A 26,299-nucleotide genomic window follows, 5' to 3' on the forward strand; every position below is an offset into this window, starting at 1 on the left:
ACATGCCCTAAACGGACCCGATTGCGTCGGATTCGGCCCGACCTCTTACGCCAAACGGGTGCGCAAAGCACGCTCCAAGGTGCCAAATAAGGCATTTTCGTCCGGCGTCGCGGCCACCAGAACCTGCGAGGCACCGGCCTCGCGCAGCACACCTGCGACTGTCTCGGACAGGCAGCATTGCGGGATCGCCAGAGCCGAGATTTCGACACCTTCGTCCCGCGCGGCCTCCAGGAAAGCCCGCGCGCTGCGCCGGGAGTAATGCAGCACCGCCTCGATCCCATGGGCGGCAAAGCCCTCACAGACATCGCGCGGCAACAGCTTGACCGGGACCATGCGATAGGTCGTCTGCGTCACGACGTTGAAGCCTTCGGCGCCGAGCTCACCGCTGAGGTCGCGCGACAGATCCGCGCCCGCGAGATAAAGCACCGTGCTCTTTTTCTTCAGCAGCTTGTCGCGCGCGCCCTGCATCACCTTATCGCGCAAGGCCGCGGCATCGCCGCCGGCGACGACCACCTCGGCGAAGCCGGCATCGCGCGCGGCGGCGGCCGTGTGCTCGCCGACTGCAAACAGCGGCAGCTCCAGGAGGCCAAGGTCCCGCAATTGTGGCGCGACGGCACGGATCGCATTGGCCGATGTGACGATGACGGCGCTGTAGCGCGTCTCGCTCTCGTCATGGAAGGCGACCGGCTCGAACTTGAGCACCGGGGCAAGCAGCACCACATGACCCCGCGCACGCAGATTTTCCGCCGTTGCCTCATTGTCGGGATGCGGCCGTGTGACAAGAATGGACATCGCTTGGTTCCGGGACACGTGGCGGTGACGCATTCACGAGGAGAGCTGCGCGTGGCGATTGCGCAAGCCGACCCCGGAATGCTACCGGACGTACCAGAACTCTGCTTTGCGGATGAGCGCAAGGGGGTGAGAAGGGCGCAAATTGGATACCAATTCGCCAATGCTGGTACTGGGCATAGAAACCACCTGCGACGAGACCGCCGCGGCCGTGATCGAGCGCGCGCCTGACGGCAGCGGCAGGATCCTGTCCAATATCGTGCGGTCGCAGGTCGAGGAGCATGCCCGTTTTGGCGGCGTGGTGCCGGAGATCGCTGCCCGCGCGCATGTCGATCTGCTCGACGGTATCATCGACCGCGCCATGCACGAGGCCGGCATCGACTTTGCCCAGCTCAACGGTGTCGCGGCCGCCGCGGGCCCTGGACTGATCGGCGGCGTCATCGTCGGGCTCACCACCGCGAAGGCGATCGCGATGGTGCACGACACGCCGCTGGTCGCAGTGAACCATCTCGAAGCGCATGCGCTGACGCCGCGCCTCACCGACGCAGTCGAATTTCCCTATTGCCTGTTTCTCGCCTCGGGCGGCCATACCCAGATCGTCGCGGTCACCGGCGTCGGCCAGTATGTGCGGCTCGGCACCACCGTCGACGATGCGATCGGCGAAGCCTTCGACAAGGTCGCGAAGATGCTGGGCCTGCCCTATCCGGGCGGGCCGCAGGTCGAACGCGCGGCAGCAAGCGGCGATCCGGCGCGATTTGCGTTTCCGCGGCCGATGCAGGGACGCCCCGACGCCAACTTCTCGCTATCGGGATTGAAGACGGCGGTGCGCAACGAAGCGAGCCGGTTAGCTGAGATCGCGCCGCAAGACGTCAGCGATCTCTGCGCGAGCTTTCAGGCCGCCGTGCTCGACTCCACCGCCGACCGGTTGAGCGTCGGTCTCAAACTTTTCCGCGAGCAGTTCGGCGCGCCGCGAGCGCTGGTGGCGGCCGGCGGCGTCGCGGCCAACCAGGCGATCCGCGGCGCCCTGCATGACGTTGCAAGGAAAGCCGGAACTCAACTGATCATGCCGCCGCCGGCGCTCTGTACCGACAATGGTGCGATGATCGCCTGGGCCGGCGCCGAACGTCTCGCGCTCGGCATGACCGACACGATGGAAGCGCAGCCCCGCGCGCGCTGGCTGCTCGATGCGAACGCGACGGCACCGGCCGGGTACGGCAATACGCGGGCGGGATACTAGCAATGACAGCGTTCCAATCCGTTGCGGTGATTGGAGCCGGCGCCTGGGGCACGGCGCTGGCGATGGTGGCGGCGCGGGCCGGACGAAACGTGACGCTGTGGGCGCGCAGTCCCGAGCACGCGACGCGAATCGCATCGACCCGCGACAATCCGCGGCTGCCGGGCGTGCGGCTTGCACCGGAGATCATGGTGACGAACGATCTCGCGATGGCGGCATGCGCGGATATATTGCTGATCGCAACGCCGGCGCAGCATCTGCGCGGCGTCGTCAACATGCTGGCCTCGCATCTGACAGGACCGATGCCAATCGTCGCCTGCGCCAAGGGCATCGAGCACGGCACCCATAAATTCATGACCGACGTGATCGCCGAGGCCGCGACTCATGCGCAGCCGGCGATCCTGTCGGGCCCAAGCTTTGCCGACGATGTCGCGCGTGGCCTGCCGACTGCGGTAACGCTGGCGGCGAGGGAGGAAGCGCTCGCGAGCCACCTGGTGCAGGCGCTGGGCTCGGCGACCTTCCGGCCCTATCACACGACGGATGTCCGCGGCGTCGAGATCGGCGGCGCGGCCAAGAACGTGCTGGCGATCGCCGCCGGCATCGTGGTCGGCCGCAACCTCGGTGCCTCCGCGCTCGCCGCGCTGACCACGCGCGGCTTCAGCGAGCTGGCACGGCTCGGCCGTGCCTGCGGCGCGCGCACGGAAACGCTCTCCGGCCTCTCGGGCCTCGGCGACCTGCTCCTGAGCTGTTCGACCGCGCAATCGCGCAATTTCGCGCTCGGGATTGCGCTCGGTCGCGGAGAGGCCGCGCCGGCGGGCAAGCTTGCGGAAGGTGCATTCACTGCGCCGGTGCTGGTCGAGCTCGCGGCCGCGCGGCACGTCGACATGCCGGTCTCCCAGGCGGTGGCTGCCATCCTGGATGGCCGGTTGACGATTGACGCCGCGATTGAAGGGCTGCTGACACGGCCGTTCAAGGCCGAGGAATGACGACGGCCTTCGCGTCGCAGGTAGCACTTCACGGCTTGCACACGCTGGTCTAGCCTAGCGGCGAACCGCAGGGTCCCGGTCCAACAACAACGAAACGGATCCCAGGGGAAACGCATGCGCCAACCGCATCACGCGATCGTTTCGATTGCCATCACAGCACTCGCCGCCATCACGCTACCCACCGTCGCCCGCGCCCAGGCCGCGATATCCTATGACGAGCTCGCCAGGAGCGAGGCGGCGGCCAATGCCGACAACGGCAAGCTGATCGACCGTCGCGCAAAACTGTCGATATCAAGCATTCCGACCATGAAGGAAAAGCTCGGCGTCAAGGTCGAGGAGACCAAAATCGCCGGCGTGCACTGCTTCATCGTCACGCCGAACAAGATCCCGTCCGAGAACCGGCAACGCCTTTTGGTCCACGTCCATGGCGGCGGCTATGTGTTCGGGCCCGGCGAAGCCGCGTTGCCTGAAGCGATCATGATGGCGGGTTTTGGCGGCTTCAAGGTGATCTCGGTCGACTACCGCATGCCGCCCGACTTCCCTTATCCCGCCGCGATGGACGATGCGATGGCGGCCTGGAAGGAGGTCACCAGGACGCACGACGCACGCCGGATGGCGATCTTCGGGACGTCGACGGGCGGCGCGATGACGCTTGCGATGGTGCTGCGGGCCAGGGACGAGAAGCTACCGAGGCCGGCGGCGATCGCACCGGGCACGCCGTGGTCCGACATCGACAAGGTCGGCGACACCTATGCCAGCAATGAGTGGGTCGACAACGTGCTGGTGACCTGGGACGGCTGGCTCGGCCGCGCCGCAAAGCTCTACGCCAACGGGACGGATCTGAAGAATCCCTATATCTCGCCGATCTACGGTGACTTCAAAGGCTTCCCGCCGACCATCCTGACATCGGGCACGCGCGATCTGTTCCTCAGCAACACGGTTCGCACGCATCGCAAATTGCGTCGCGCCGGCGTGATTGCCGATCTCAACGTCTATGAGGGACAATCCCACGCGCAGTACCAGTTCAACATCAACGCGCCGGAGACCAGGGAAGCTTTCACCGATATCGCGAAATTCTTCGATCGACATCTGAAGCAGTGAGCGTTGCGTTTGATATACGATGCCCGCGCTTGTCGCAGGCATCGGCGTGCCCTAAACATCGCGGTGCTGGAGATGGCGCATCCCGGAACGAGGTGAGTTTGCGATGAACTACTGGCTGGTGAAATCCGAACCGTCGGTGTGGTCCTGGGACCACCAAGTGGCGAAGGGCGCCAAGGGCGAAGCCTGGACCGGCGTGCGCAATTACACCGCGCGCCAGAACCTCGTCGCCATGAAGAAGGGCGACAAGGCGTTCTTCTATCATTCCAACGAGGGCAAGGAGATCGTCGGGATCGCGGAGATCATCAAGGAGGCCTACCCTGACCCGACCGACAAGACCGCAAAATTCGTCTGCGTCGACATCAAGGCCGACAAGCCCTTGAAGATTCCGGTGACGATGGCCACGATCAAGGCCGAGAAGAAACTCGCCGACATGGCCCTGGTAAAATATTCGCGCCTGTCGGTGCAGCCGGTGACGGCCGAGGAGTGGAAGCTCGTCTGCAAGATGGGCGGGATGTAGGCTTCGGTGGCGGAGCCCGCATGAGCGTAGCGACATCCGGGACTGCTGCTGCGACCCCGCATGTCGCTACGCTTATGCGGGCTACGGTATCCGAGCTTGCGGCTCGGGCAACGCGAACACCTCACATGGCGAGGCGATGCCGCGCAGCGAATGCGATCCGAGCGCTAGCAGTGGCATGTCAGTCTCCGCGGCGAGCGCGCCCGACACCAGCACGGTCCTGCCGAGCGGCTTGCACAATCCTTCGAGCCGGCTGGCGAGATTGACGGCGGGGCCGATCGCGGTGAAATCGAGCCGGTTGGCGGCACCGATATTGCCCCACAGCATCTCGCCGAGATGTAGCGCCGCACCGAACGCGAGCGGCGGCAGACTTTGGGCGCGGCGCTCCGCATTGAGATACGTCATCCCGGCTTCGGCTGCGCTCGCGGCACGCAAAGCCGCATCGCATGCGCGGCGTGGTGTCGCCTCGACCACCGGAAAGATCGCGAGCACGCCGTCGCCGATGAATTTCAGCACCTCGCCGCCGAAGGCGTGAACCGCACCGGCGATGCGATCGAACCAGGCATCGAGCGCCACGATGACCTGGGCGGGCGGATTGGTGTCCGACAGGGACGTGAAGTTGCGCAAGTCCGCATAGAGCAGGGCGGCCTGTATGGTCTCGCCGAGATCGCGCCGCAGCGGTGCCGCCAGCACCCGTTCCGCACTGCGCTTGCCGAGATAAGCATCCAACGTCGCGCGCAACGTTGCACGCGCGGCAAGCACCGCAAGGGGCGTCGCGGCGAAGCGCGCGGCCTGGCGCAGATGCTCGATCTCGTCTGCGGTGAACGGGCGCCGCCCGATCCAGCCGAGCAACGGCCCATCGGACCGTCCGACCACGTCTTGGTGCACCTCACCGTCCGCGATGTCGCGCAGCCAGCGGCGGCCGGCATCGTTGGGCAGGTCGGGCGCGAGGCCGCCTGGTGCGAAGCCGAGCGCTTCGATCACCCGGCCGTTCTCCGCGCGCCACAACCAGGTCCGCTTCGCGATCAGCGGATGCGGCACCTCGAGCGTCAGGCTGCCTGCCGCAAGCGGCACGCCGTCGGCGACCAGATGTGCGCCGAGATCCGCGAGCAGGCGGTCGGCCCCGGCGCTATCGGCGGCGGCATCGATCAGCCAGGCGAGCGTCGGCGAGAGGTGCATGGCCCGATCATGACGAAGGCAGGCCGTCTTTGTCACGGGCAATCCTTGACGGGCCGCCGGAGCGCCGCCATGTCCCAGTGTCAGCCCAGGGATGATCGCCGATGACCGAACCGTTCATATTGCGACGCGAGACCCAGATCGCGGCCCCGCGCGCCACCGTTTTCGCCTATTTGACCGACCCCGAGAAGATTTTGAGCTGGATGGGCTCCGAGGCGACCACGGAGCCGCATCCCGGCGGGCTGTATCTGCTCAAAGGCATCGGCCCCCGCGGCGCCGTCGCCCGCGGCGCGTTCCGCGAAGTCGTGCCGGTGCATCGTCTCGCCTATACATTCGGATGGGAGGGCGGCCAGGAAGTGCCGCCCGGCTCGAGCCTGATCGAGATCGACCTGATCGAACGCGACGGCGGCACGCTGCTGCGCATGACCCATAGCGGGCTGCCGACCGAAGAACAGGCTGCCGCCCACGCGACGGGATGGACGCATTATCTGGGACGGCTCATGACCGCAGCCGCAGGCAGCGATCCCGGTCCCGACAGGGGCGTTTCCAACAAGGCATAGCGACGGGAAGTCAGACCGCCGCGGTCGCCACCACCTGCTGCAAAAGTTGCTCGCGCCTGGCCTGCGAGCGCTGGCCCTTCATGGTCGCGGCGAAGCGCTCGAGTATGCCGTCCTCGAAGGCGGTGACGATGGTGTCGTGGACATAGCTCTTGCGGCAGATCGCCGGCGTGTTGGAGAGCTGGTCGGCGGCGGCGCGGATCGCTTCCAGCACCTGCTTCTTCCGGCCGCGCTGGCTGACGGCCGGCGTGATCCGCGACAGCGATTCCACGACGACGGCCGAGGCCATCAGCGTACGAAAGTCCTTCAGCGATATCTTGATGCCGGCGATCTCGCGCAAGAACGCGTTCACCTGCGTCGTATTGACCGCACGCACGGCGCCGTAGGCATCGCGGTACTGGAACATGCGCTTGCCGGGAACGTCGCGCAGGATTCCGATGGCACGCACGAGCTTGGCCGCATCGCACTCTTTCCGCACCGCCTTGCCGCCCTTCGCCATGAACGTCAGCACGAAACAATCGTCTTCCAGCGTGACGTTGGACTTCAGCAGCGTGGTGGCGCCGCGGGTGCCGTTGAGGCGAGCGTAGGATTCGTTGCCGGGGCGGATCGCGGTGCGCGCAATCAGCTCGATCACGGCTGAGAGCGCGAACTCGCGCGTCGGCTCCTCGCCCGACAGGAACGCAGAAACCTTGCGCCGGATCTTTGGCAGCGCGCCGACGAGCTTCTCCAGCCGATGCGCCTTGCGGTGCTCGCGGACTTTCTCCCAATCGGCGTGATAGCGATATTGCAGCCGGCCCGCGGCATCGCGTCCCACCGCCTGGAGATGCGAGCTCGGATCGGCCGAGTAGCGTACCTCGCGGTAGGCCGGCGGCACCGCCATGGAATGCAGCCGGCGGATGGTACGGGCATCGCGGACATGCGCGCCGTTGGGGCGGACGAAGGAATAGCCCTTGCCGCGCTTGATGCGCCGGATCTTCAGTTCGTTCTGGTCGCCGAGCCGCAAGCCCAGCTCCTTGGCGAGGGCCTCGACCGTCGCCGCGGGCGTCGTATCGAACATTTTTTTCGGGCTGGAACGGGCGGAAGCGGCCGGTTTCGGCCATTGTCCGAGGGCTTTGGCCAGCGCAATGGCCGCAGGATCGGCTGAAGCGGGCCGCATCGTCCCGAGATTCTGCTGATCCATCATAGTCTTAAGCCTTAGCCCTGCCTGTTATCGGTCAATGCCGCTGTTCTGATTATTGTTCCAAGGGGTCTCGTTCGGCCCGGGTTGGCCATTTAGGGTGTTCCGAACCGTATTGCGAGTCCCGAATCAGTGAGGTGCGGTTTCTAAATACCTCTGCCGGATGCATGGGGCTCTGCGCCGGCCTGTTCCGCGGATTTGGGTAAAGGCCCGAAAGCCGCCTCCTCGCCTGTTTCAGATCTGCGACAGTCACACCCGGCGGCCTTGATCCTTCGCATGGCCGGGCGCTCGCCGAAGGTCCAGCTTGTGCACCTTGTCGGGTCCGGTTAGCCCGACGCATAATCGGTTCAACGATCAAGTCGGCTCGCCAATGGCCCGTGCTCGGCCTGCCGTATGTGGAGGGAAACATGTCCGAGAAGATCTACGACGTCCCCGCGGAATGGGCCAAGCGCGCCTGGGTCGACCAGGCCAAGTACGCGGACATGTACGCCCGCTCGATCGCGGACCCGAACGCCTTCTGGGCGGAGCAGGCCAAGCGGATCGACTGGATGCACGCGCCGACCAAAATCGAGAACGTCTCCTTCGCGCCCGGCAACATCTCGATCAAATGGTTCGAGGACGGCATCCTCAATGTCGCCCACAATTGCATCGATCGTCACCTGCACAAGCGCGCCAACCAGACCGCGATCATCTGGGAAGGCGACGATCCCTCGCAGTCCAGGCACATCACCTACAAGGAGCTGCACGACGAGGTCTGCCGGATGGCCAACATCCTGCGCACCCGCAACGTCAAGAAGGGCGACCGCGTCACCATCTACCTGCCGATGATCCCGGAAGCGGCCTACGCGATGCTCGCTTGCGCGCGGATCGGCGCGATCCACTCCGTGGTGTTTGCCGGCTTCTCGCCCGACAGCCTCGCCCAGCGCATCAACGACTGCCAGTCCAAGGTCATCATCACCGCGGACGAGGGCCTGCGCGGCGGCAAGAAGGTGCCGCTGAAGGCCAATGTCGACGCGGAGCTCGCCAAGGCCGACGGCGTCGACTGGGTCGTCGTGGTCAAGCGCACCGGCGGCAAGATCGACATGAACCCGACGCGCGATCTCTGGTATCACGAGGCGGCTTCGATGGTGACGACGGAATGCCCGGTCGAGCACATGCACGCCGAGGATCCGCTCTTCATCCTCTACACCTCCGGCTCGACCGGCCAACCCAAGGGTGTGCTGCACACCTCCGCCGGCTATCTCGTGTTCGCCGCGATGACGCATCAATACGTCTTCGACTATCACGACGGCGACATTTACTGGTGCACCGCCGACGTCGGCTGGGTCACCGGCCACAGCTACATTCTCTACGGACCGCTCGCCAACGGCGCGACCACGCTGATGTTCGAAGGCGTGCCGAATTACCCGGATAATTCGCGATTCTGGAACGTCATCGACAAACACAAGGTCAACATCTTCTACACCGCCCCGACCGCGATCCGCGCGTTGATGCAGAGCGGCGACGAGCCGGTGAAGAAGACCTCGCGCGCTTCGCTCCGCCTGCTCGGCTCGGTCGGCGAGCCGATCAATCCGGAAGCCTGGGAATGGTACCACCGCGTCGTCGGTGACGACCGCTGCCCGATCGTCGACACCTGGTGGCAGACCGAGACCGGCGGCATCCTGATCACGCCGCTGCCGGGCGCGACCAGGCTGAAGCCGGGCTCGGCGACGCAGCCTTTCTTCGGTGTGGTGCCTGAAATCGTCGACGCCGACGGCAAGGTGCTGGACGGCGAGACCTCAGGCAATCTCTGCCTCACCCGCTCATGGCCGGGCCAGATGCGCACGGTCTATGGCGACCACGCCCGCTTCGAGCAGACCTATTTCTCGACCTACAAGGGCAAGTATTTCACGGGCGACGGCTGCCGACGCGATGCCGACGGCTATTACTGGATCACCGGCCGCGTCGACGACGTCATCAACGTCTCCGGCCACCGTATGGGTACGGCCGAAGTCGAGAGCGCACTGGTGGCGCATGAGAAGGTGTCGGAAGCCGCCGTGGTCGGCTTCCCGCACGACATCAAGGGCCAGGGCATCTACGCCTATGTGACGCTGATGGCCGGCGTCGAGCCGACCGACGATCTGCGCAAGGAGCTCGTCACCTGGGTGCGCAAGGAGATCGGCCCGATCGCTTCGCCCGACCAGATCCAGTTCGCGCCCGGCCTGCCCAAGACCCGCTCCGGCAAGATCATGCGCCGCATCCTGCGCAAGATCGCCGAGGACGAACCGGGCAGCCTCGGCGATACCTCGACCCTGGCCGATCCCGCCGTCGTCGACGATCTCGTCAAGAACCGGCAGAACAAGAAGTCGGTCTGAGCCAGGGTCTCTCGTGCCCCGGACGCAGCGCAGCGCTACTATAGCGGTGCGCCGCAGAGCCGGGGCCCGTACCTCCCACGCGCAAAGAACTGGATCCCGGCTCTGCGTCGCGTCACACCGGACGATGCTTCGCATCGCCGAGACGTGCCGCGCCGCGTCCGGGACACCGAAGCAATCCACTTCGCACCGTCCCGGAAACAACAGCCGTTCGCATCCTCACGCACTCGTCAGGCCACGCCCCAGCGCCTGCGCATCTTTCCCGCTGAGTGTTGTTTTCAGGTCATTTACTTTGTTTCGAACATTTCCTTTGTTCCCCCTGCTGGCTGGCCCTTGGCGGCCGTGCGTGGAAACCATCCGGTTAACAGGCGCGGTTAAGAATGTCCCCTGACAAGGACTTGGCGGGCTGGCGATTGCCGGTTTTGCGTCAATTTGGACGATTGGTTCGGGGCAAGGGAAAAATCGATGTCGATGAGGATTGCAGTGGCGCTGGCCGCCACCGTCGGGGCAGGGGTGATGATGTCGACGGCGGCGCAAGCGCGGCCGGAAATGGTGGGGACGCACCTGGCCGACTATTCGCCGGGCACCATCGTGGTCAAAACCAACGAGCGTCGGCTCTATCTCGTCCTCGATAACGGCCACGCCGTGCGCTACCCGGTCGGCGTCGGCAAGTCCGGCAAGCAATGGGCCGGCACAACCCGCATCGACGGCAAGTACCGCAATCCGGCCTGGTCGCCGCCTGCCGAGGTAAAGCGCGACAAGCCGAGCATCCCGGACGTCATTCCGGGCGGCTCGCCGCGCAACCCGATGGGCGTTGCGGCGATGACGCTGGCCGGCGGCGAATATGCCATCCACGGCACCAACGTGCCGGGCTCGGTCGGCGGCTTCGTCTCCTATGGCTGCATCCGCATGCTCAACGACGACATCACCGATCTCTACAGCCGCGTCTCGGTCGGCACGACGGTGGTCGTGACGCGCTGATCGCCGGGATCAGGGCCGGACAAACGGAGCCGCGTCCATCGACGCGGCTTTTTTTGTTACCAGAGGCGCCAACTTCGCGCACACCAGCCGTCGCGATGGCCACCATTGTAGCTCCGCGCGTAACCGCCGGCGAGCAATGCCGCCGAAACGTTGGCGGTTCGCCTGGTCGCGACGTCGGCGAGAACGCGACCATATTTGTCGGGGCCAAGATTGGTGATCGTCACGCCGCCCTGGCCGAGCAGATCGCGCAGCGCGCGGGCCGCGGCTTCGGCCTTGTCCAGCTCCTCCTGGCAGGATGCTTTCATCTCGGGGGCGTCGATGCCGCGCAGGCGAACGCGCACGACGAGGTCGCGGCCGTCGCGCTGACGAACGCGCGCGAGAAAGGTGTCGCCGTCAATGGTGCGAACGACGTCGACCGGCTCGCGACGATCGGGATGGCCGCCTTGCTGGAGCACGATCTCGGCGTCGCGCGTGCCGCCGCCATCCGCGTGCGGAACCGTCCAGTTCATGCCGTGCCGGAAGATGAGCACCGCCGCCACCGCGACGCCGACCACAAACATCCACGGCAATAATCCGGAGAGGCGACGGCCGAACGGCGAGCCGCCGAACCGCGGCCGATAAGAATTGGGGCGATCATCGAAAGGCATCAGGTCACGCTAAGGCTGAGTCGGGGGAACCGGCAAGCGCGCGGTTCCCCCGACCGACGTGCCAACGCATGGAACCAACGTCGCTCTCCCAAGGCCGCAGCCGTAGTTTTACGACCCGCGAATCTTACATAATTCTCAATCATTGGTTGCGTATACCTGCTATACGACAACGCGGGGGGACGGCGGTGGATTTGTTTGGTTTTCGCATTGGAACGAAGCTCGGCATCATCGCAGGCATCAGCGTCCTGCTGGTCGGCGGCATCCTTACCAACCAGATGCTCGGCAACCGATCGATTGCGGAATCCAATCGCCTGGTCATCATCAACTATCTCAACAAAGGCAATGCACAGACGGCGCAGACGGCGATGGCGCGCGCACAGCTTGCCGCTTTCGAGATCGGTGTTGCGCCGTCAGCCGGCGAGGTCGACAGGTTTCTCGAGACTCTTCGCACCCACGCAACTGAAGCCGGTGCTGAAATAGACACCGCAAGGGAACGGGCGACGCGGAAGGTCACGCAGGACGCCTACCGTGAAACCAGAAAATTCGTCGATGCTTATCTGACCAGCGCCGTCGAACTGGCGGCGGTGCAGAAGGCCGTGATTGGCACTCCCGCGGGCACCGCGAAAGCCGGGGCCGAAGCCACGCGGGCGAGCATTCTCGAAGAGCATATGCGCCCCGCGGCCCGGGAAGTCGGCAAGCGTATCGACGATCTGGTAGGTGTCGCCAACGAATTCGCGGCGCGGCGCAAAGGGGAGCTGCTGATCGAGCTCGACCGCGTTGCCAGCTTCGCATTGGTCGTCGGCGTCTTCGTCATGGTGATGCTGATCGGTTCGGCGGTCTTCTCGGTGTTGAACATCGCCCGGCCGATCCGGCGCATCGGCGAGGTGCTCTTGCAACTGGCGAGCGGCAACAAGACAATCGAGATTCCCTACGTCGACCGCGGCGATGAAGTCGGTGACAACGCGCGCGCCGCGAAGACCTTCAAGGAAAATCTGATCCGTATCGAGCAGATGGAAGCGGAGCAGAAAGTTCAAGAAGCAGCTGCCGCCGTACGGCGGAAGGAAGAGATGACCAAGCTCGCTGGCGCGTTCGAAGCTGCGGTCGGCGGGATCATCAACTCCGTATCGTCGGCGTCTCAGCAGCTCGAAGCCGCCGCCGGCACCCTGTCGGGGACCGCCGAAGAGACCCAGCAGCTTTCCGGCATGGTCGCAGCGGCATCAGAAGAGGCATCCACCAACGTCGGAGCCGTCGCGTCCGCCGCCGAGGAGATGAGCACGTCGGTGGCCGAGATCGGCCGGCAGGTGCATGACTCCAGCCGAATCGCCGGCGAGGCCGTGCAGCAGGCGGAACGCACTGACGTACGGATCAACGAATTGCTCAAGGCCGCGGGCCGGATTGGCGATGTCGTCAAGCTGATCACGGCAATCGCGGAGCAGACCAACCTTCTGGCCCTGAACGCCACGATCGAGGCGGCGCGCGCGGGCGAATCGGGCCGCGGCTTCGCCGTGGTGGCGAGTGAGGTCAAGGCGCTCGCGGCGCAGACCGCGCGAGCCACCGAGGAAATCAGCGCGCAGATCGCCGGCATGCAAAGGGCGACGGAAGATTCGGTCGGCGCGATCAAGGAGATTGGCGCGACCATTGCCAGGATTTCCGACATTTCGACGACCATCGCAGCCACCGTGGAGGAGCAGGGGGCTGCGACCGCCGAAATCGCACGCAACGTCAGCGAGGCCGCGAAAGGAACGGTCGAGGTGGCGGACAAGATTGCTCAGGTCAGCCATGGCGCAAGCGCGACCGGCACAGCGTCCGGACAGGTGCTGTCATCGGCACGCTCGCTGTCCCGCGAAAGCGGTCTGCTGAAGGAGGAAGTCGAGAAGTTCCTCAGCACTGTGCGCGCCGCATGACGGCAACCCTGCAGCGCGCTCCCTCGTGTGCCCGGTCGGGTGCGGAACATCCGGGATTGCCCGGGTTTGACCGAGGCAGAAAGCAACTTTAAGCTGCAATAATTCCACAAGCAACCTGACTTGCGGAGCCTGCTGCAGCGGAGCTTTCGACATGAACATCGCCGCGACTGCCACCGACTCGTTCGAACGCATCGCCGACCTGGTTCGACAACAGCACAAGTCTCTCGACACCATGCAGCTTTCGCCAGTTGGCGAATTCCAAACCAGAACCGTTACCCTCGAAGTCCTGATGCGCGAAGTGACGAACTGCCTTGCCGAGACTTTTCGGCATCGCCCAGCGCAAGACTTTCCGATGCTCTATTTCGCATGCGGCAAGGCCCGGGTGGGATCGACGGCGCTGAGCAACCTGTTCGGCATGGCGGGGATGCCCTCGTACTATCAGCCGCTGAAGGCCATGCTGCGCGACGCGCTCGTCAGCCGGGCGCCGACGCCCTGGATCTTGCCATCAGCGACCGATGAGCCGCGCATCTTCAGCAAGGAAACGATCGGGCCCTACGTCCTCGCCGAGAGCCTGTTCAATCCGCTGCAGCTCTTGATCGAGGCGGGCTATCCTCCGCACCGGCTGCATCTCATCATGCTCGATCGCGAGCCGGCGAGTGCGCTGGCCTCATGGCTCGAGAAGCTGATCTCTCGCGCGCCGGAAGCGACATTGCTCCAGCATTACGTCATTGCAGCGCTGAGCGCGGCCCGGGTGGCGGACTACGCGGGCCGACAGGGCGTTCCCGTCACTCACTATGTCTATGAGGTCAGCAAGGAAGCTACATCGTCGGTTCGCGTCCTGTTCGAGCGCCTGGGCCTTTCGGGCAGCTTTACCGAGAACGCCGTAACGTGCTGGCGAAAGCCCGGACAAACGCAGGTGAACAATTCGCGTGTCATCTTCCCGAGCGAAGCGACGATTTACAAGGTGCCCAACCTGCACACCTCCGACAGCGCCTATCGCTACCAGCACCGCGCGACGGCCTCGATCAGCGAATTCCAACTGGACGTCCTGGAGCGCTGCGGCGTCAACGCCGCCTATCGTGCCTCGGTCGCGGCCTGCGTTGGCGATCTCGACCTGAGTGCGTCGGCGTCGGCGCAAATGTTTGGTGATTGGTTCGCGGCGGCGGCGTGATCACCATGCTGGACATTCCCGTGATCGCCGAGCCTGCTCTTTCCGAACGGGCTGACGACAAGCCGCCTCGCACCGCCGCCAGCCATCTTCGGCGCCTGGAGGCGGAAAGCATCCACATCCTACGCGAGACGGTGGCCGAGTTCCGCAAGCCTGTGATGCTATATTCTATCGGCAAGGATTCCTCCGTGCTGCTGCATCTGGCGATGAAGGCATTTCATCCCGGCAAGCCGCCGTTTCCCCTGCTGCACGTCGATACGACCTGGAAGTTCCGCGAGATGATCGCGTTTCGCGACCAGCGCGCCCGCGATCTCAGCCTCGATCTGATCGTCCATACCAACAACGACGGATTGAGCCAGGGCATCGATCCCTTCACCCACGGCTCGGCCCGTTACACCGACGTGATGAAGACGCAGGCGTTGCGGCAGGCGCTGGACCTCCACGGCTTCGACGCCGCGATCGGAGGCGCGCGGCGCGACGAGGAGAAGTCGCGTGCCAAGGAGCGCATGTTCTCGCACCGGAGCGCGGCGCATCGCTGGGATCCGAAGAACCAGCGGCCGGAGCTGTGGAGCCTGTACAACACGATGCTCGCGCCCGGCGAGAGCATGCGGGTGTTTCCGCTGTCGAACTGGACCGAGCTCGACGTCTGGGACTACATTCTGCTCGAGGACATCCCGATCGTTCCGCTCTATCTGGCAGCTCCGCGCCCGGTGGTCGAGCGCGACGGCGCGCTGATCATGGTGGACGACCAACGGATGCCGCTGCTTGCAGGCGAAGAGCCACGATGGCGTTCCGTCAGGTTTCGCACTCTTGGTTGCTATCCTCTCAGCGGCGCAACGATCTCGACGGCGGCAACACTGCCCGAGATCGTGCGGGAGATGATGGCGTCACGCACCTCCGAACGGCAGGGACGCATGATCGACCGGGACAGTCCCGCATCGATGGAGCGCAAGAAAGCGGAAGGCTACTTCTGATGTCCTATCACGGGGCACCGATGATCGCCGCCGCCGATGCGCCGCAGCTCGAACTGGACGATCGTCCGACGCTGCGTTTCGTCACCTGCGGCAGCGTCGACGACGGCAAGAGCACGCTGGTCGGCCGCCTGCTCTACGATTCCAAGACGCTGCTCGACGACCAGCTCGACGCGCTCGCCTCCGAGAGCAAGACGGCCGGCACCACCGGCGGCGATCTCGATTTCGCGCTGCTGGTCGACGGTTTGCAGGCCGAGCGCGAGCAGGGCATCACGATCGACGTCGCCTACCGGTTCTTCGCCACGAAGCTGCGCCGCTTCATCGTCGCCGACACGCCCGGGCATGCACAGTACACGCGCAACATGGCGACCGGCGCCTCCAACGCCGATCTCGCCGTGGTGCTGGTCGACGCCCGCAAAGGCGTGATCACTCAGACGCGGCGCCACAGCCACATCCTGTCGCTGCTCGGCATCCGCCACGTCGTGCTCGCCGTGAACAAGATGGATCTGATCGGCTTCGACGGCGACCGCTTCGCGGCCATCACCGCCGAATATCTGACCATGGCCGGTCAACTCGGGATCTCCCAGGTCCAATGCATCCCGGTCGTTGCGCCCGACGGCGACAACATCGTCGCCGCGAGCGCGCGGATGCCCTGGTACACCGGGCCGACGGTCACGGCCTATCTGGAATCGGTGGACGTTGCCGGCGACGTCTCGCAGCGGCCGTTCCGGCTGCCGGTGCAATGGGTCAACCGGCCTCATGCGGAGTTTCGCGGCTTCTGCGGGCGGATCGCCAGCGGTACGATCGCGACCGGCGAGACCATCGCCGTGCAGCCGTCGGGCCGTCGCACGCAAGTCGCGCGCATTCTCACGCCCGGCGGCGAGCGCGACCGGGCTCTGGCGGGCGAATCGGTGACGCTTACTTTGGCGGACGAGATCGACGTCAGCCGCGGCGACGTGCTGACGGCCGGGGACCCGCGCCTCTGGTCTCGGATCAACTGGCCGCCCATCTCGTCTGGTTCGATGACGAGGCCATGGTCACGGGCCGGCGCTATTTGCTCAAATGCGGCACCGCCTCGACCGGCGCGGTGATCACGACGCTCAGGCATCGCATCGCCATCGACACCATGGCGCGGGAAAGCGCAGCCACGCTCGACGCCAACCAGATCGGCCACGTCCAGCTCAGCCTCGACCGCCCGCTGGTGTTCGAGGCCTATCGCGACGACCGCGACATGGGCAGCTTCATTCTGGTCGATCCGATCAGCCACCGCACCGCGGCCGCGGGGATGATCGACCTCTCGCTTCGTCGCGCCACCAACATTCATTGGCAGCGGCTTGACGTCGACAAATCCGTGCGAGCGCGACTCAAGCAGCAGCGGCCCTGCGTGCTCTGGTTCACGGGCCTCAGCGGTGCCGGCAAATCGACGATCGCCGATCTCGTCGACCGCAGGCTTGCCGAACTCGGACGCCATGCCGCGCTGCTCGACGGCGACAATCTCCGCCACGGCATCAACCGCGACCTCGGCTTTTCCAACGCGGAGAGGACGGAGAACGTCCGGCGCGTCGCGGAGATCGCGGCGCTGTTCGTCGATACCGGCATCATCGCGCTGGTCGCGCTGATTTCACCGTTCCGCAGCGAGCGCGAGCTGGCGCGCCAGCGGGTCGAGGCGGGCGAGTTCATCGAGATCCATGTCGCGACCCCGCTCGCCGAATGCGAGCGCCGCGATCCGAAGGGCCTCTATCGCAAGGCACGGGCAGGGGAGCTGAAGGGTTTCACCGGCATCGATGATCCCTACGAGGCACCGCAGGCGCCGGAGATCATCGTCGACACGTCGGAACTGTCGACCGACGCAGCCTGCGAGCGCATCATCCGCTATCTCCGGGAGCATGATTATCTGTAGCGGGCCGGGACCGGCCTTGCCCGGCATCATCCGGCCGATCCGGCACAGAACTCAGAAGTCGGAAGCGATGCCCTTGCGCTCCCAATCGCCATAGCGGGTCGGCTCGGGTCCCTTTGGCCCCTGCAACTCCTTTGGCGCCGCCTTGCCGCCGTTGCTGGCATCGTCCTTGGCGTCGTCCTTGGCATCGTTCCTGGCCTGGACCGCCGCAGCCTGCCGGCGCGCTTCGGCTTCGGCCAGCGCACGCTGGGCGGCCGGCGTGAGCTGCTTGCGGTCGGGAACGGGAGGCTGGTCGCTCATCGTCGGCTTTCTAGCGCAGGACGGCCCGCGGCGCGACGCCCAATAACGCATTCCTGAAATTGCTCCGAAAGGGCTGAAAAACCCGGAAGCGATTCTTACATTCGGCATATTCGCGTGCCAGAGATCATTTTCTCAAGGCATGCGCCCATTGCGGCGGACTGCCGCTCGCTCAGAACCTTGTTTCCGCATGCCATCTCAACGTTTCGCCCCTCCATCCGAAGTGCCCGGTCTTGCGGCACGGCGGATTGCCGCCGACATCGTCGACGGCGTGCTGCACAAGCATCGCACGCTTGACGAGCAGCTCGACGGCAGCGGCGCCCATCCTGGACTGAAGACGCTCGCCGACCGCGACCGCGCGCTGATGCGGCGCCTGGTCGCCACCGTGCTGCGCCGGCTCGGCACGCTCGGCCATGTGCTGTCCCGCCTGCTCGACAAGGGCATTCCCTCCGATGCACCGCGTGCGCAGAGCGCGCTGTTGATCGGCGCCGCCCAGATCCTCTGGATGGACGTGCCCGATCACGCCGCCGTCGATCTCTCCGTTCGCCTCGTGCAGTCCGACCGCCGCGCCGCCCGCTATGCCGGCCTCGTCAACGCCGTGCTGCGCCGCTGCGCGCGCGAGGGCAAGGCGTTGGTGGAAGAGGTTGCCGCGCAGTCGCTGGACCTGCCGCCTTGGATGCTCGCGCGCTGGAGCGCGCATTACGGCGAGACAGTCGCAAGGGACATGGCGCTCGCGCTCAGCCACGACCCTTCGCTGGATCTGACCGTGAAGTCGGACGCCGCGCAATGGGCGAGCCGGCTACATGGCGAGGTGCTGCCGACCGGATCGGTGCGCACCGTGCTGCACGGCGCGGTGACCATGCTTCCTGGCTTCGCCGAAGGACAATGGTGGGTGCAGGACGCCGCCGCCGCGCTGCCGGCCCGGCTTTTCGGCGACATCGCCGGCAAATCCATCGCCGATCTCTGCGCCGCTCCCGGCGGCAAGACCGCGCAATTGGCGCAGGCCGGCGCGCATGTCACGGCCATCGACCGCTCGCCCGCCCGGGTGGCGCGCCTGCGCGAGAATCTGACGCGGTTGTCGCTCCAGGCCGAGACCGTCGTCGCCGACGCCGTGGAATGGGCCGGACCAGCCGAGGCTTTCGACGGTATCTTGATCGATGCGCCCTGCACCTCGACCGGCACGATCCGACGCCACCCCGATGTGTCCTGGCTCCGGCAGGAATCCGACATCCCCGCCATGACCACGCTCCAGCAGCGGCTGCTGCGAAAATCGGTCTCGCTGCTCAAGCGCGGCGGGACGCTGGTCTACTGTACCTGCTCGCTGGAACCCGAAGAGGGCGAGCATGCGGTAGCTGCGCTGCTGGCCGCAGAGCCTGCGCTTCGCCGGGTCCCGATCGATGCGTCCGAGGTGTCGGGGCTCAGCGAGATCATCACCGCCGAGGGCGATTTGCGCACCCTGCCCAGCCATCTGCCGAACGCCGATCCCAAGCTCGGCGGGCTCGACGGATTTTTCGCGGCCCGGCTCGTTAAATCCTGATTTTGCACTGGATTTTGCAACCACGGCGCTGATTCGCGCCGTTCAAGGTGGTGTCGGCCGTCCGATTTTGGGATTAATAAGGATTCGTCGGAATCTTCTCCCCCATCAAGGCAAGGCGTGTCGGTCGCTCAACGCAGACGTATCTCGACGCTGGTGATGAACCGCTTCGCGCGGAACATGCTCGCGCGCGCGAGCGGCGGTTCCGTGGCCCTTTCGCGGGTCTGGCCCGGCCGCACCGACCGGCTGATCATTGCGCCGCATGACTTGCGCACCGCGGATGCGACCCGCGCCGCCGAGATCTATGCCGGCCGCTTCGTCTTCGCCGGCAAGATCGTCAATTGCCACGGCCGCTCGATCTTCGATCTCGAGCCGCCGTCGGAGGATTGGGAGGTTGCGCTGCTCGGCTTCGGCTGGCTGCGCCATTTGCGCGCCGCCGACACCGCGCTGACGCGCGCGAATGCGCGCGCGCTGATCGAAGACTGGATTGCCAACCCTGCCAGCAAGCGCCGTGCCGTCGCGCGACGCGCCGACGTGCTGGCGCGACGCGTGATCTCCCTGCTGTCGCAGGCGCCGCTGGTGCTCAACGACACCGACAACAAATTCTACCGCCGCTATCTGCGCGCGCTGGCGCGCGAGATCCGCTTCCTGCGCTACACCATGGTCAACATTCCCGACGGGGTGCCGAAGCTCCAGGTGCTGATCGCGCTGTGCTATGCGGCGCTGTGCCTCGCCAACCAGGCAAGTCACATCCGCAGCACCTCGAAAAAGCTCTCGGATGAATTGCAGCGGCAGATCCTGCCCGACGGCGGGCATATCTCGCGCAACCCGGGCGCGCTGATCGAGCTCTTGATCGACCTGTTGCCACTGCGGCAGACCTTTGCCGCGCGCAACATCGCGCCGCCGCCCGCGCTGCTCAACGCGATCGACCGCATGATGCCGATGCTGCGCTTCTTCCGCCACGGCGACGGCAATTTCGCGCTGTTCAACGGCATGAGCGCAACGCCATCGGACCTGCTCGCGACGCTGCTTGCCTATGACGACACCCACGGCGCGCCGATGGCGAACATGCCGCATACCGGCTTCCAGCGCCTCGATGCCGGCCAGACCACGCTGATCATCGACACCGGCCCGCCGCCGCCGGCCGGCGTCAGCCACGACGCCCATGCCGGCTGCCTGTCGTTCGAACTGTCCTCCGGCATCAGCCGCATCGTCACCAATTGCGGCATGCCGACCACGGGCCGCGACAATTGGCGGCCGTTCGCACGCGGCACGGCGGCGCATTCGACGCTGACCTATCACGACACCTCGTCATGCCAGTTCGTGGAGATGTCGGCGATGAAGCGGCTCTTGCACGGCGCTCCCGTCACCAGCGGCCCGGTCGAGGTCGAGAGCTATCGCGAAATCGTGCAGAACGGCACGCTGCTCACGACGTCGCATGATGGCTATCTCGCCAAATTCGGCGCAATCCAGCGCCGCGTGCTGATGATCGCCAATGACGGCGCGCGCATCGACGGCGAGGACACGCTGTCGCCGCCGCAGGGCGGGCGCTTCAAGGGCACGGATGCCGATTTCGCGGTGCGCTTCCATCTGCACCCGGCGGTGAAGGCGAGCCGGCTGTCCGATGCCCGCGGCGTCATGCTGGTGCTGCCGAACCGTGACGTCTGGACCTTCGAGGCGCTCGACGACAAGGTCGACCTCGAGGACAGCGTGTTCCTGGCCGGCAATGACGGACCGCGCCGCACCGCGCAAATCGTGATCCGGCAGGATGCGCGACAGGCATCCTCGATCCGCTGGAGCTTTGTCCGCTCCACCGCCTCGCCGGCGGTCACCAATGCCCGCAGAAATGCGCGGCGGGAGCCGGAACTTCCGCTGTAAACGCGCGCGATTCGGCCCCATCTCGTCGTTGTGAAAGCGGCCAAAAACTGCTATCGAGCCCTCGCTCGCGCGACTGGCGACCTTGGATGGAGCACCATCGGGAAGCGCGGGACATAGCTGCCGCGCGCCTGGGCATTACTCCTTCAGACAGAGGATCTTGCTCATGACTGACCATCCCCGCCGCGTCACCCGCGCACTTCTCTCCGTTTCCGACAAGACCGGCCTGATCGACTTCGCAAAGGCGCTTGCCGCGCATGATGTCGAGCTGGTCTCGACCGGCGGCACCGCAAAGGCGATCGCTGCGGCCGGCCTCAAGGTGAAGGACGTCTCCGAGCTGACCGGCTTCCCCGAAATGATGGATGGCCGCGTCAAGACGCTGCATCCGAAGGTCCATGGCGGCCTGCTCGCGATCCGCGACAACAAGGACCATGCGGACGCGATGAAGGCGCATGGCATCGCGCCGATCGATCTCCTCGTCGTCAACCTCTATCCGTTCGAGGCGACCGTCGACAAAGGCGCGGGCTTTGAGGATTGCATCGAGAACATCGACATCGGCGGCCCCGCGATGATCCGCGCCGCCGCGAAGAACCATGACGACGTCGCCGTCGTGGTCGAGGCGGAGGACTACAAGGCGGTGCTCGACGAGCTCGCCGCCAACAAGGGCGCAACCACGCTGAAGCTGCGCCGGCGGCTTGCCGCAAAGGCTTACGCGCGCACCGCCGCCTATGACGCCGCGATCTCGAACTGGTTCAACCGCCAACTCGAGATCGACGCGCCCGATTTTCGCGCCTTCGGCGGCAGGCTGATCCAGTCGCTGCGCTATGGCGAGAACCCGCACCAGACCGCGGCGTTCTATGCGACGCCCGACAAGCAGCCCGGCGTCTCGACCGCGCGACAGCTCCAGGGCAAGGAGCTCTCCTACAACAACATCAACGACACCGATGCGGCCTATGAGTGCATCGGCGAGTTCGACTCCAAGCGCACCGCGGCTTGCGTCATCGTCAAGCATGCCAATCCCTGCGGCGTCGCCGAAGGCTCCGACCTCGTCGGCGCCTATCACAAGGCGCTGGCCTGCGACTCCACCTCCGCCTTCGGCGGCATCATCGCAATGAACCGCGCACTCGATGCCGACACCGCGCGCGAGATCACGAAAATCTTCACCGAAGTGATCATCGCGCCCGACGCCAGCGAAGAAGCGATCGCCATCATCGGCGCGCGCAAGAATTTGCGCCTGCTGCTCGCAGGCAGCCTGCCCGATCCGCGCGCGCCGGGCCTGACTGCCAAGACGGTGGCGGGCGGTCTGCTCGTGCAGAGCCGCGACAACGCCGTGGTCGACGACATGACTTTCAAGGTCGTGACCAAGCGTGCGCCGACGGATTCGGAGATGCGCGATCTGAAGTTCGCGTTCCGGGTGGCCAAGCACGTCAAGTCCAACACCATCATCTACGCCAAGGATCTCGCCACCGTCGGCATCGGCGCCGGCCAGATGAGCCGGGTGGATTCAGCGCGGATCGCGGCGCGCAAGGCCCAGGATGCGGCGGGTGAGCTGAAGCTCGCCGAGCCGCTCACCAAGGGCTCGGTGGTGGCGTCGGATGCGTTCTTCCCGTTCGCCGACGGCATGCTTGCCTGCATCGAGGCCGGCGCCACCGCCGTGGTGCAGCCCGGCGGCTCCATGCGCGACGACGAAGTCATCAAGGCGGCCGACGAGCACGGCATCGCCATGGTGTTCACGGGAACGCGGCATTTCAGGCATTAAGTCGCACGACGAACGTAGCCCGGATGGAGCGCAGCGAAATCCGGGTTGTCGTCCCGCGGAAAGACCGTCCCGGATTGCGCTTCGCTCCATCCGGGCTACGAAGCGCGGCTAATCCCGCACCCGCATCAACAGCGCTAGCCCCGCGACGAAGAACACCACCAGCACGGCCATGCCGGCCTTCTGGCTCGCTGTCACCGCGGTAATCACGCCGATCAGCAGCGGGCCGATGAAGGACGTCACTTTCCCCGTCAGTGCGAACAGACCGAAATACTGCGCGATGCGGTCCTTCGGCGCGAGACGGATCAGGAGCGTGCGTGAGGCGGCTTGCAGCGGACCACCGGCTGCACCGATCAGGCAGCCCAGCACCAGATAAGCGCGCTCTGACGCAGCGGCGAACAATGCACCGCCAGGCGCGGGCGACGCGACCTTGATGAAGAAGATCGAATCCTTGTCGACCAGCAGGATCGCCGCCACCGCCAGCAGCAGGACCAGCATGCTGCCGGCGATCACGCGCTTCGGCCCGAGACGATCGTCCAGCTTGCCCCCGAGCCACGCGCCAAACGCACCGGCGATCGCGAGCATGATGCCAAAGGTGCCGATCTGGATCGTGTGCCAGCCGAACGTGCCCGCGGCATAGATGCCGCCGAAGGCGAACAGCGACACCAGACCGTCGGTGTAGATCATGTTGGCGAGCAGAAACGCCGCAAGCGATTTCTGTTTCGGCAGACCCTTGATCGATTGCTTCAGCTCCGACAGACCTTCGTGCAGCGCCGCGCGCACCGGGCGCTTCGCCGGATAGTCCGGCGTGAACAGGAACATCGGCGTCACGAAAACGATGAACCAAAGCCCGGTCAACGGTCCGGCGGCGCGGTCGCCCTGGTGGCTGGCGGGATCGAGCCCGAACAGCGGCGTCAAACCGAGCAGCGTGCGGCCGGTCTCGGGATTGGCGGCGAGCAGGCCGAGCACGATGATCAGGCTGACGATGCCGCCGACATAGCCGGTCGCCCAGCCGGTGCCGGAGAGCCGGCCGATACGCTCCGGCGGCACCAGGGTCGGCATCATCGCGTTGTTGAAGAGCGTAGCGAATTCCGCGCCGACGCTGGCGAGCGCGACCGCGGTGAGCAGCGGCGGAATGATGGAGGGATCGCCGGGCTTGCCGATCCACAGCGTGCAGGATGCCAGCACCAGCACTGTGCCGAATCCCGCGATCCACGGCTTCCTGCGGCCAGAGGCATCCGCAATGGCGCCGAGCACCGGCGACATCAACGCAATCGCGAGGCCCGCGGCGGCCATCGCAAAACCCCACAGCGATTGGCCGGTGGCAGGATTTGGCGCAATGCTGGTGGCAAAATAGGGCGCGAACACAAAGGTCGTGATCAGCGTGAAATAAGGCTGCGCCGCCCAGTCGAAGAAGATCCAGCTGACGACGGCGGCGCGCGGCGGATAGGTCCGCTGCGCGCCGGCCATGCGCGCATCCGGGGCGATAGTCGTCATCACGCAGTCCTCATCACGAACAGTTTTGCCTCTGTTGGGGCAAACCGTATAGCATTGCAGCGGCGCGTGTGAACTGGCTAGAGGCCACGGCGGAAGTTGATGATGTCGTCTTTTTCGACACGGCGGACATTTTTCGCCTTCATTGCCATTCTGGCGTTCGGGCTACCGACCGCGACCGCGCAGGATGCGCGGCGGGCCTATGTGCCGCCCGCACTCGATACGGTGCACGCCGTCCCCGCCGAGCACGGCATGGTGGTGGCGCAGGAGAAGATCTCTGCGCAGGTCGGCGCCGACATCCTGCGGCGCGGCGGCAATGCCGTCGATGCCGCGGTCGCGACCGGCTTTGCGATGGCCGTGACCTATCCGCGCGCCGGCAATATCGGCGGCGGCGGCTTCATGGTGATTCATTCCACCGAGCGCAACGAAGACATCACGATCGACTATCGCGAGACGGCGCCGGCCGCGACCACGCCGCAAATTTTCCTCGGCGCCGACGGCAAGCCCGATGCGGCGAAGTCACGGGATTCCACGCTCGGCGTCGGCGTGCCCGGCACCGTCGCGGGTCTTGCGCTGGCCTTGGAAAAATATGGCTCGGGCCGGTTCACGCTGGCGCAACTGCTCGAGCCCGCGATCGCGCTCGCCCGCGATGGCTTCCTCGTCAGCGACGATATGGCCGACACGCTGCCGGGCTGGCACCGGCGGCTGGTGCGCTGGCCCTCCTCGGCCAAGATCTTCTCGCGACCTGATGGCTCGCCGCTCCGCGAAGGCGACAGGCTGGTGCAGAGCGATCTCGCCGAAACGCTGTCGGCCGTCGCCGCACAGGGCCCGCGCGGTTTCTATGAGGGGCCGGTCGCGGAAAAACTTGCCAAGGCTGTGTCGGACGCGGACGGCATCATGACGCCTGACGATCTCAAATCCTATCAGGCGGTGATCCGCGCGCCGGTGCGCGGCACCTATCGCGGCTATGACATCGTATCGATGCCGTTGCCGTCGTCCGGCGGCGTGGTGCTGGTCGAGACGCTCAATATCCTCGAAGGATTTCCGCTAGCCGATTTGAAGCAAGGATCGCCGGCCTCGCTGCATCTATTGATCGAGGCCATGAAGCGCGCCTATGCGGACCGCGCGCGCTATCTCGGCGATCCCGCCTTCGTCAACGCACCGATCGGGACGCTCACCGCCAAGGACTACGCCGCCAAGCTGCGGGCAACCATCTCCGCCGATCGCGCCACGCCGTCGAAGCAGCTCGTTTCCACCGCGACCTCGCCGCGCGAGGGCAGCAACACCACGCATTTTTCCGTCGTCGACGGCAGCGGCAACGCCGTCAGCAACACCTATACGCTGAACTTCAGCTATGGCGTCGGCCTCGTCGCCGACGGCACCGGCGTGCTGCTCAACAACGAGCTCGACGATTTCACCGCAGCGGTCGGCGCTTCCAATGCCTACGGCCTCGTCGGCTTCGAGCCCAACCTGCCCGGGCCCGGCAAGCGGCCGCTGTCCTCGATGTCACCGACCATCGTCCTGAAGGACGGCAGGCCGGTGCTGGTGACGGGCTCGCCCGGTGGCAGCCGCATCATCTCGACCGTGCTCCAGGTGATCGTCAACGTCCTCGATTACAAGATGGACGTCGCAGCCGCCGTGGCCGCACCGCGGCTGCATCACCAGTGGCTGCCCGACGAGGTCCGGATCGAGAGCGGCTTTCCCGACAATGTCCTGTTCGAGCTGAAGGCGATGGATCACCTCATCGTCGAGCCGATGGGGCAGACGTCGGCGAATTCGATCGCGGTGACCGCCAACGGGCCGCTCGGCGCGCCCGATCCACGCACACGAGGCGCGGAAGCGGCGGGGCAGTAGCTCTGTTCCTGCATGGCGCAAAGGCTGGCCCGTGCT

At 65.7% G+C, this 26,299-nt stretch carries 20 protein-coding genes, 1 pseudogene and 1 riboswitch; of the genes and pseudogenes, 15 read left to right on the forward strand and 6 right to left on the reverse strand.

Annotated features, from left to right (window positions below; all coding sequences use genetic code 11):
- Nucleotides 1-45: 45 nt before the first annotated feature.
- On the reverse strand, nt 46-792 hold the full coding sequence (locus tag QCM77_RS07325) for a uroporphyrinogen-III synthase (protein WP_279682626.1): 747 nt from the start codon (nt 790-792) through the stop codon (nt 46-48).
- 160 nt (nt 793-952) lie between these two features.
- Between QCM77_RS07325 and tsaD the strand changes: the two genes are divergently transcribed.
- From tsaD to QCM77_RS07345, 4 genes are all read left to right on the forward strand, one after another.
- Nucleotides 953-2,026, forward strand: coding sequence for a tRNA (adenosine(37)-N6)-threonylcarbamoyltransferase complex transferase subunit TsaD (gene tsaD / locus QCM77_RS07330; protein ID WP_279667719.1), 1,074 nt, complete (start codon nt 953-955; stop codon nt 2,024-2,026).
- A gap of 2 nt (nt 2,027-2,028) precedes the next feature.
- The gene (locus QCM77_RS07335) at nt 2,029-3,009 is read left to right on the forward strand and encodes an NAD(P)H-dependent glycerol-3-phosphate dehydrogenase (RefSeq protein ID WP_279667720.1); all 981 of its coding nucleotides are present in this window, start codon (nt 2,029-2,031) and stop codon (nt 3,007-3,009) included.
- 114 nt (nt 3,010-3,123) lie between these two features.
- Nucleotides 3,124-4,110 (forward strand): alpha/beta hydrolase fold domain-containing protein, encoded by a 987-nt coding sequence (locus QCM77_RS07340; protein WP_279682628.1) that lies wholly within the window; start codon nt 3,124-3,126, stop codon nt 4,108-4,110.
- A gap of 103 nt (nt 4,111-4,213) precedes the next feature.
- Nucleotides 4,214-4,627 (forward strand): EVE domain-containing protein, encoded by a 414-nt coding sequence (locus tag QCM77_RS07345; protein ID WP_279682630.1) that lies wholly within the window; start codon nt 4,214-4,216, stop codon nt 4,625-4,627.
- A gap of 81 nt (nt 4,628-4,708) precedes the next feature.
- On the opposite strand, the gene QCM77_RS07350 is transcribed toward QCM77_RS07345, so the two are convergent.
- A complete protein-coding gene (locus QCM77_RS07350; RefSeq protein ID WP_279682632.1) occupies nt 4,709-5,803 on the reverse strand; it encodes an adenylate/guanylate cyclase domain-containing protein in 1,095 nt (364 codons plus the stop codon).
- 101 nt (nt 5,804-5,904) lie between these two features.
- On the opposite strand from QCM77_RS07350, the gene QCM77_RS07355 reads away from it, so the two are divergent.
- On the forward strand, nt 5,905-6,360 hold the full coding sequence (locus QCM77_RS07355; RefSeq protein WP_279667724.1) for an SRPBCC family protein: 456 nt from the start codon (nt 5,905-5,907) through the stop codon (nt 6,358-6,360).
- Between the two features lie 10 nt (nt 6,361-6,370).
- On the opposite strand, the gene QCM77_RS07360 is transcribed toward QCM77_RS07355, so the two are convergent.
- Nucleotides 6,371-7,540: a DNA topoisomerase IB gene (locus tag QCM77_RS07360; protein ID WP_279682634.1), complete on the reverse strand. Its 1,170-nt coding sequence runs from the start codon at nt 7,538-7,540 to the stop codon at nt 6,371-6,373.
- A 401-nt stretch (nt 7,541-7,941) separates the two neighbouring features.
- On the opposite strand from QCM77_RS07360, the gene acs reads away from it, so the two are divergent.
- Together acs and QCM77_RS07370 are read left to right on the forward strand one after the other, a co-directional pair.
- Nucleotides 7,942-9,888, forward strand: coding sequence for an acetate--CoA ligase (acs, locus tag QCM77_RS07365; protein WP_279682636.1), 1,947 nt, complete (start codon nt 7,942-7,944; stop codon nt 9,886-9,888).
- A gap of 462 nt (nt 9,889-10,350) precedes the next feature.
- Complete coding sequence (locus QCM77_RS07370; RefSeq protein ID WP_279667727.1) at nt 10,351-10,866, forward strand: L,D-transpeptidase; 516 nt, start codon at nt 10,351-10,353, stop codon at nt 10,864-10,866.
- A 56-nt stretch (nt 10,867-10,922) separates the two neighbouring features.
- On the opposite strand, the gene QCM77_RS07375 is transcribed toward QCM77_RS07370, so the two are convergent.
- Nucleotides 10,923-11,513 carry a thermonuclease family protein gene (locus QCM77_RS07375; RefSeq protein ID WP_279682637.1) on the reverse strand — a complete coding sequence of 197 codons (591 nt, stop codon included), beginning with the start codon at nt 11,511-11,513 and terminating at the stop codon, nt 10,923-10,925.
- 185 nt (nt 11,514-11,698) lie between these two features.
- Here QCM77_RS07375 and QCM77_RS07380 point away from each other — a divergent pair, with 185 nt between their 5' ends.
- From QCM77_RS07380 to cysN, 4 genes and pseudogenes are all read left to right on the forward strand, one after another.
- Nucleotides 11,699-13,417, forward strand: coding sequence for a methyl-accepting chemotaxis protein (locus tag QCM77_RS07380; protein ID WP_279682639.1), 1,719 nt, complete (start codon nt 11,699-11,701; stop codon nt 13,415-13,417).
- Between the two features lie 151 nt (nt 13,418-13,568).
- Nucleotides 13,569-14,588, forward strand: a complete 1,020-nt coding sequence (locus QCM77_RS07385) for a sulfotransferase family protein (RefSeq protein ID WP_279682641.1) — start codon at nt 13,569-13,571, stop codon at nt 14,586-14,588.
- Between the two features lie 5 nt (nt 14,589-14,593).
- Nucleotides 14,594-15,559 (forward strand): sulfate adenylyltransferase subunit CysD, encoded by a 966-nt coding sequence (gene cysD / locus QCM77_RS07390; RefSeq protein ID WP_279682643.1) that lies wholly within the window; start codon nt 14,594-14,596, stop codon nt 15,557-15,559.
- Nucleotides 15,559-17,456: pseudogene (gene cysN / locus QCM77_RS07395) on the forward strand (sulfate adenylyltransferase subunit CysN). The gene cysD and the pseudogene cysN overlap by 1 nt, the downstream one beginning before the upstream one ends.
- 51 nt (nt 17,457-17,507) lie before the next feature.
- Here cysN and QCM77_RS07400 read toward each other — a convergent pair.
- Entirely contained in the window at nt 17,508-17,753 is a 246-nt protein-coding gene (locus QCM77_RS07400; RefSeq protein WP_279667733.1) for a DUF1674 domain-containing protein, read from the reverse strand.
- 187 nt (nt 17,754-17,940) lie between these two features.
- On the opposite strand from QCM77_RS07400, the gene QCM77_RS07405 reads away from it, so the two are divergent.
- The 3 genes from QCM77_RS07405 to purH all read left to right on the forward strand — a co-directional run bounded on the left by QCM77_RS07405 (nt 17,941) and on the right by purH (nt 22,918).
- A complete protein-coding gene (locus tag QCM77_RS07405) occupies nt 17,941-19,287 on the forward strand; it encodes an RsmB/NOP family class I SAM-dependent RNA methyltransferase (protein WP_279667734.1) in 1,347 nt (448 codons plus the stop codon).
- Between the two features lie 156 nt (nt 19,288-19,443).
- Nucleotides 19,444-21,162, forward strand: a complete 1,719-nt coding sequence (locus QCM77_RS07410) for a heparinase II/III family protein (RefSeq protein ID WP_279682772.1) — start codon at nt 19,444-19,446, stop codon at nt 21,160-21,162.
- 59 nt (nt 21,163-21,221) lie between these two features.
- Nucleotides 21,222-21,303, forward strand: a riboswitch (ZMP/ZTP riboswitch).
- A gap of 22 nt (nt 21,304-21,325) precedes the next feature.
- Nucleotides 21,326-22,918, forward strand: coding sequence for a bifunctional phosphoribosylaminoimidazolecarboxamide formyltransferase/IMP cyclohydrolase (purH, locus tag QCM77_RS07415; RefSeq protein ID WP_279682645.1), 1,593 nt, complete (start codon nt 21,326-21,328; stop codon nt 22,916-22,918).
- Between the two features lie 108 nt (nt 22,919-23,026).
- On the opposite strand, the gene QCM77_RS07420 is transcribed toward purH, so the two are convergent.
- A complete protein-coding gene (locus QCM77_RS07420; protein WP_279682647.1) occupies nt 23,027-24,412 on the reverse strand; it encodes an MFS transporter in 1,386 nt (461 codons plus the stop codon).
- 99 nt (nt 24,413-24,511) lie between these two features.
- On the opposite strand from QCM77_RS07420, the gene ggt reads away from it, so the two are divergent.
- A complete protein-coding gene (ggt, locus tag QCM77_RS07425; protein ID WP_279682648.1) occupies nt 24,512-26,263 on the forward strand; it encodes a gamma-glutamyltransferase in 1,752 nt (583 codons plus the stop codon).
- Nucleotides 26,264-26,299: the final 36 nt, after the last annotated feature.

This window comes from Bradyrhizobium nivariense, from assembly GCF_029846695.2.
Classification (GTDB): Bacteria; Pseudomonadota; Alphaproteobacteria; order Rhizobiales; family Xanthobacteraceae; genus Bradyrhizobium.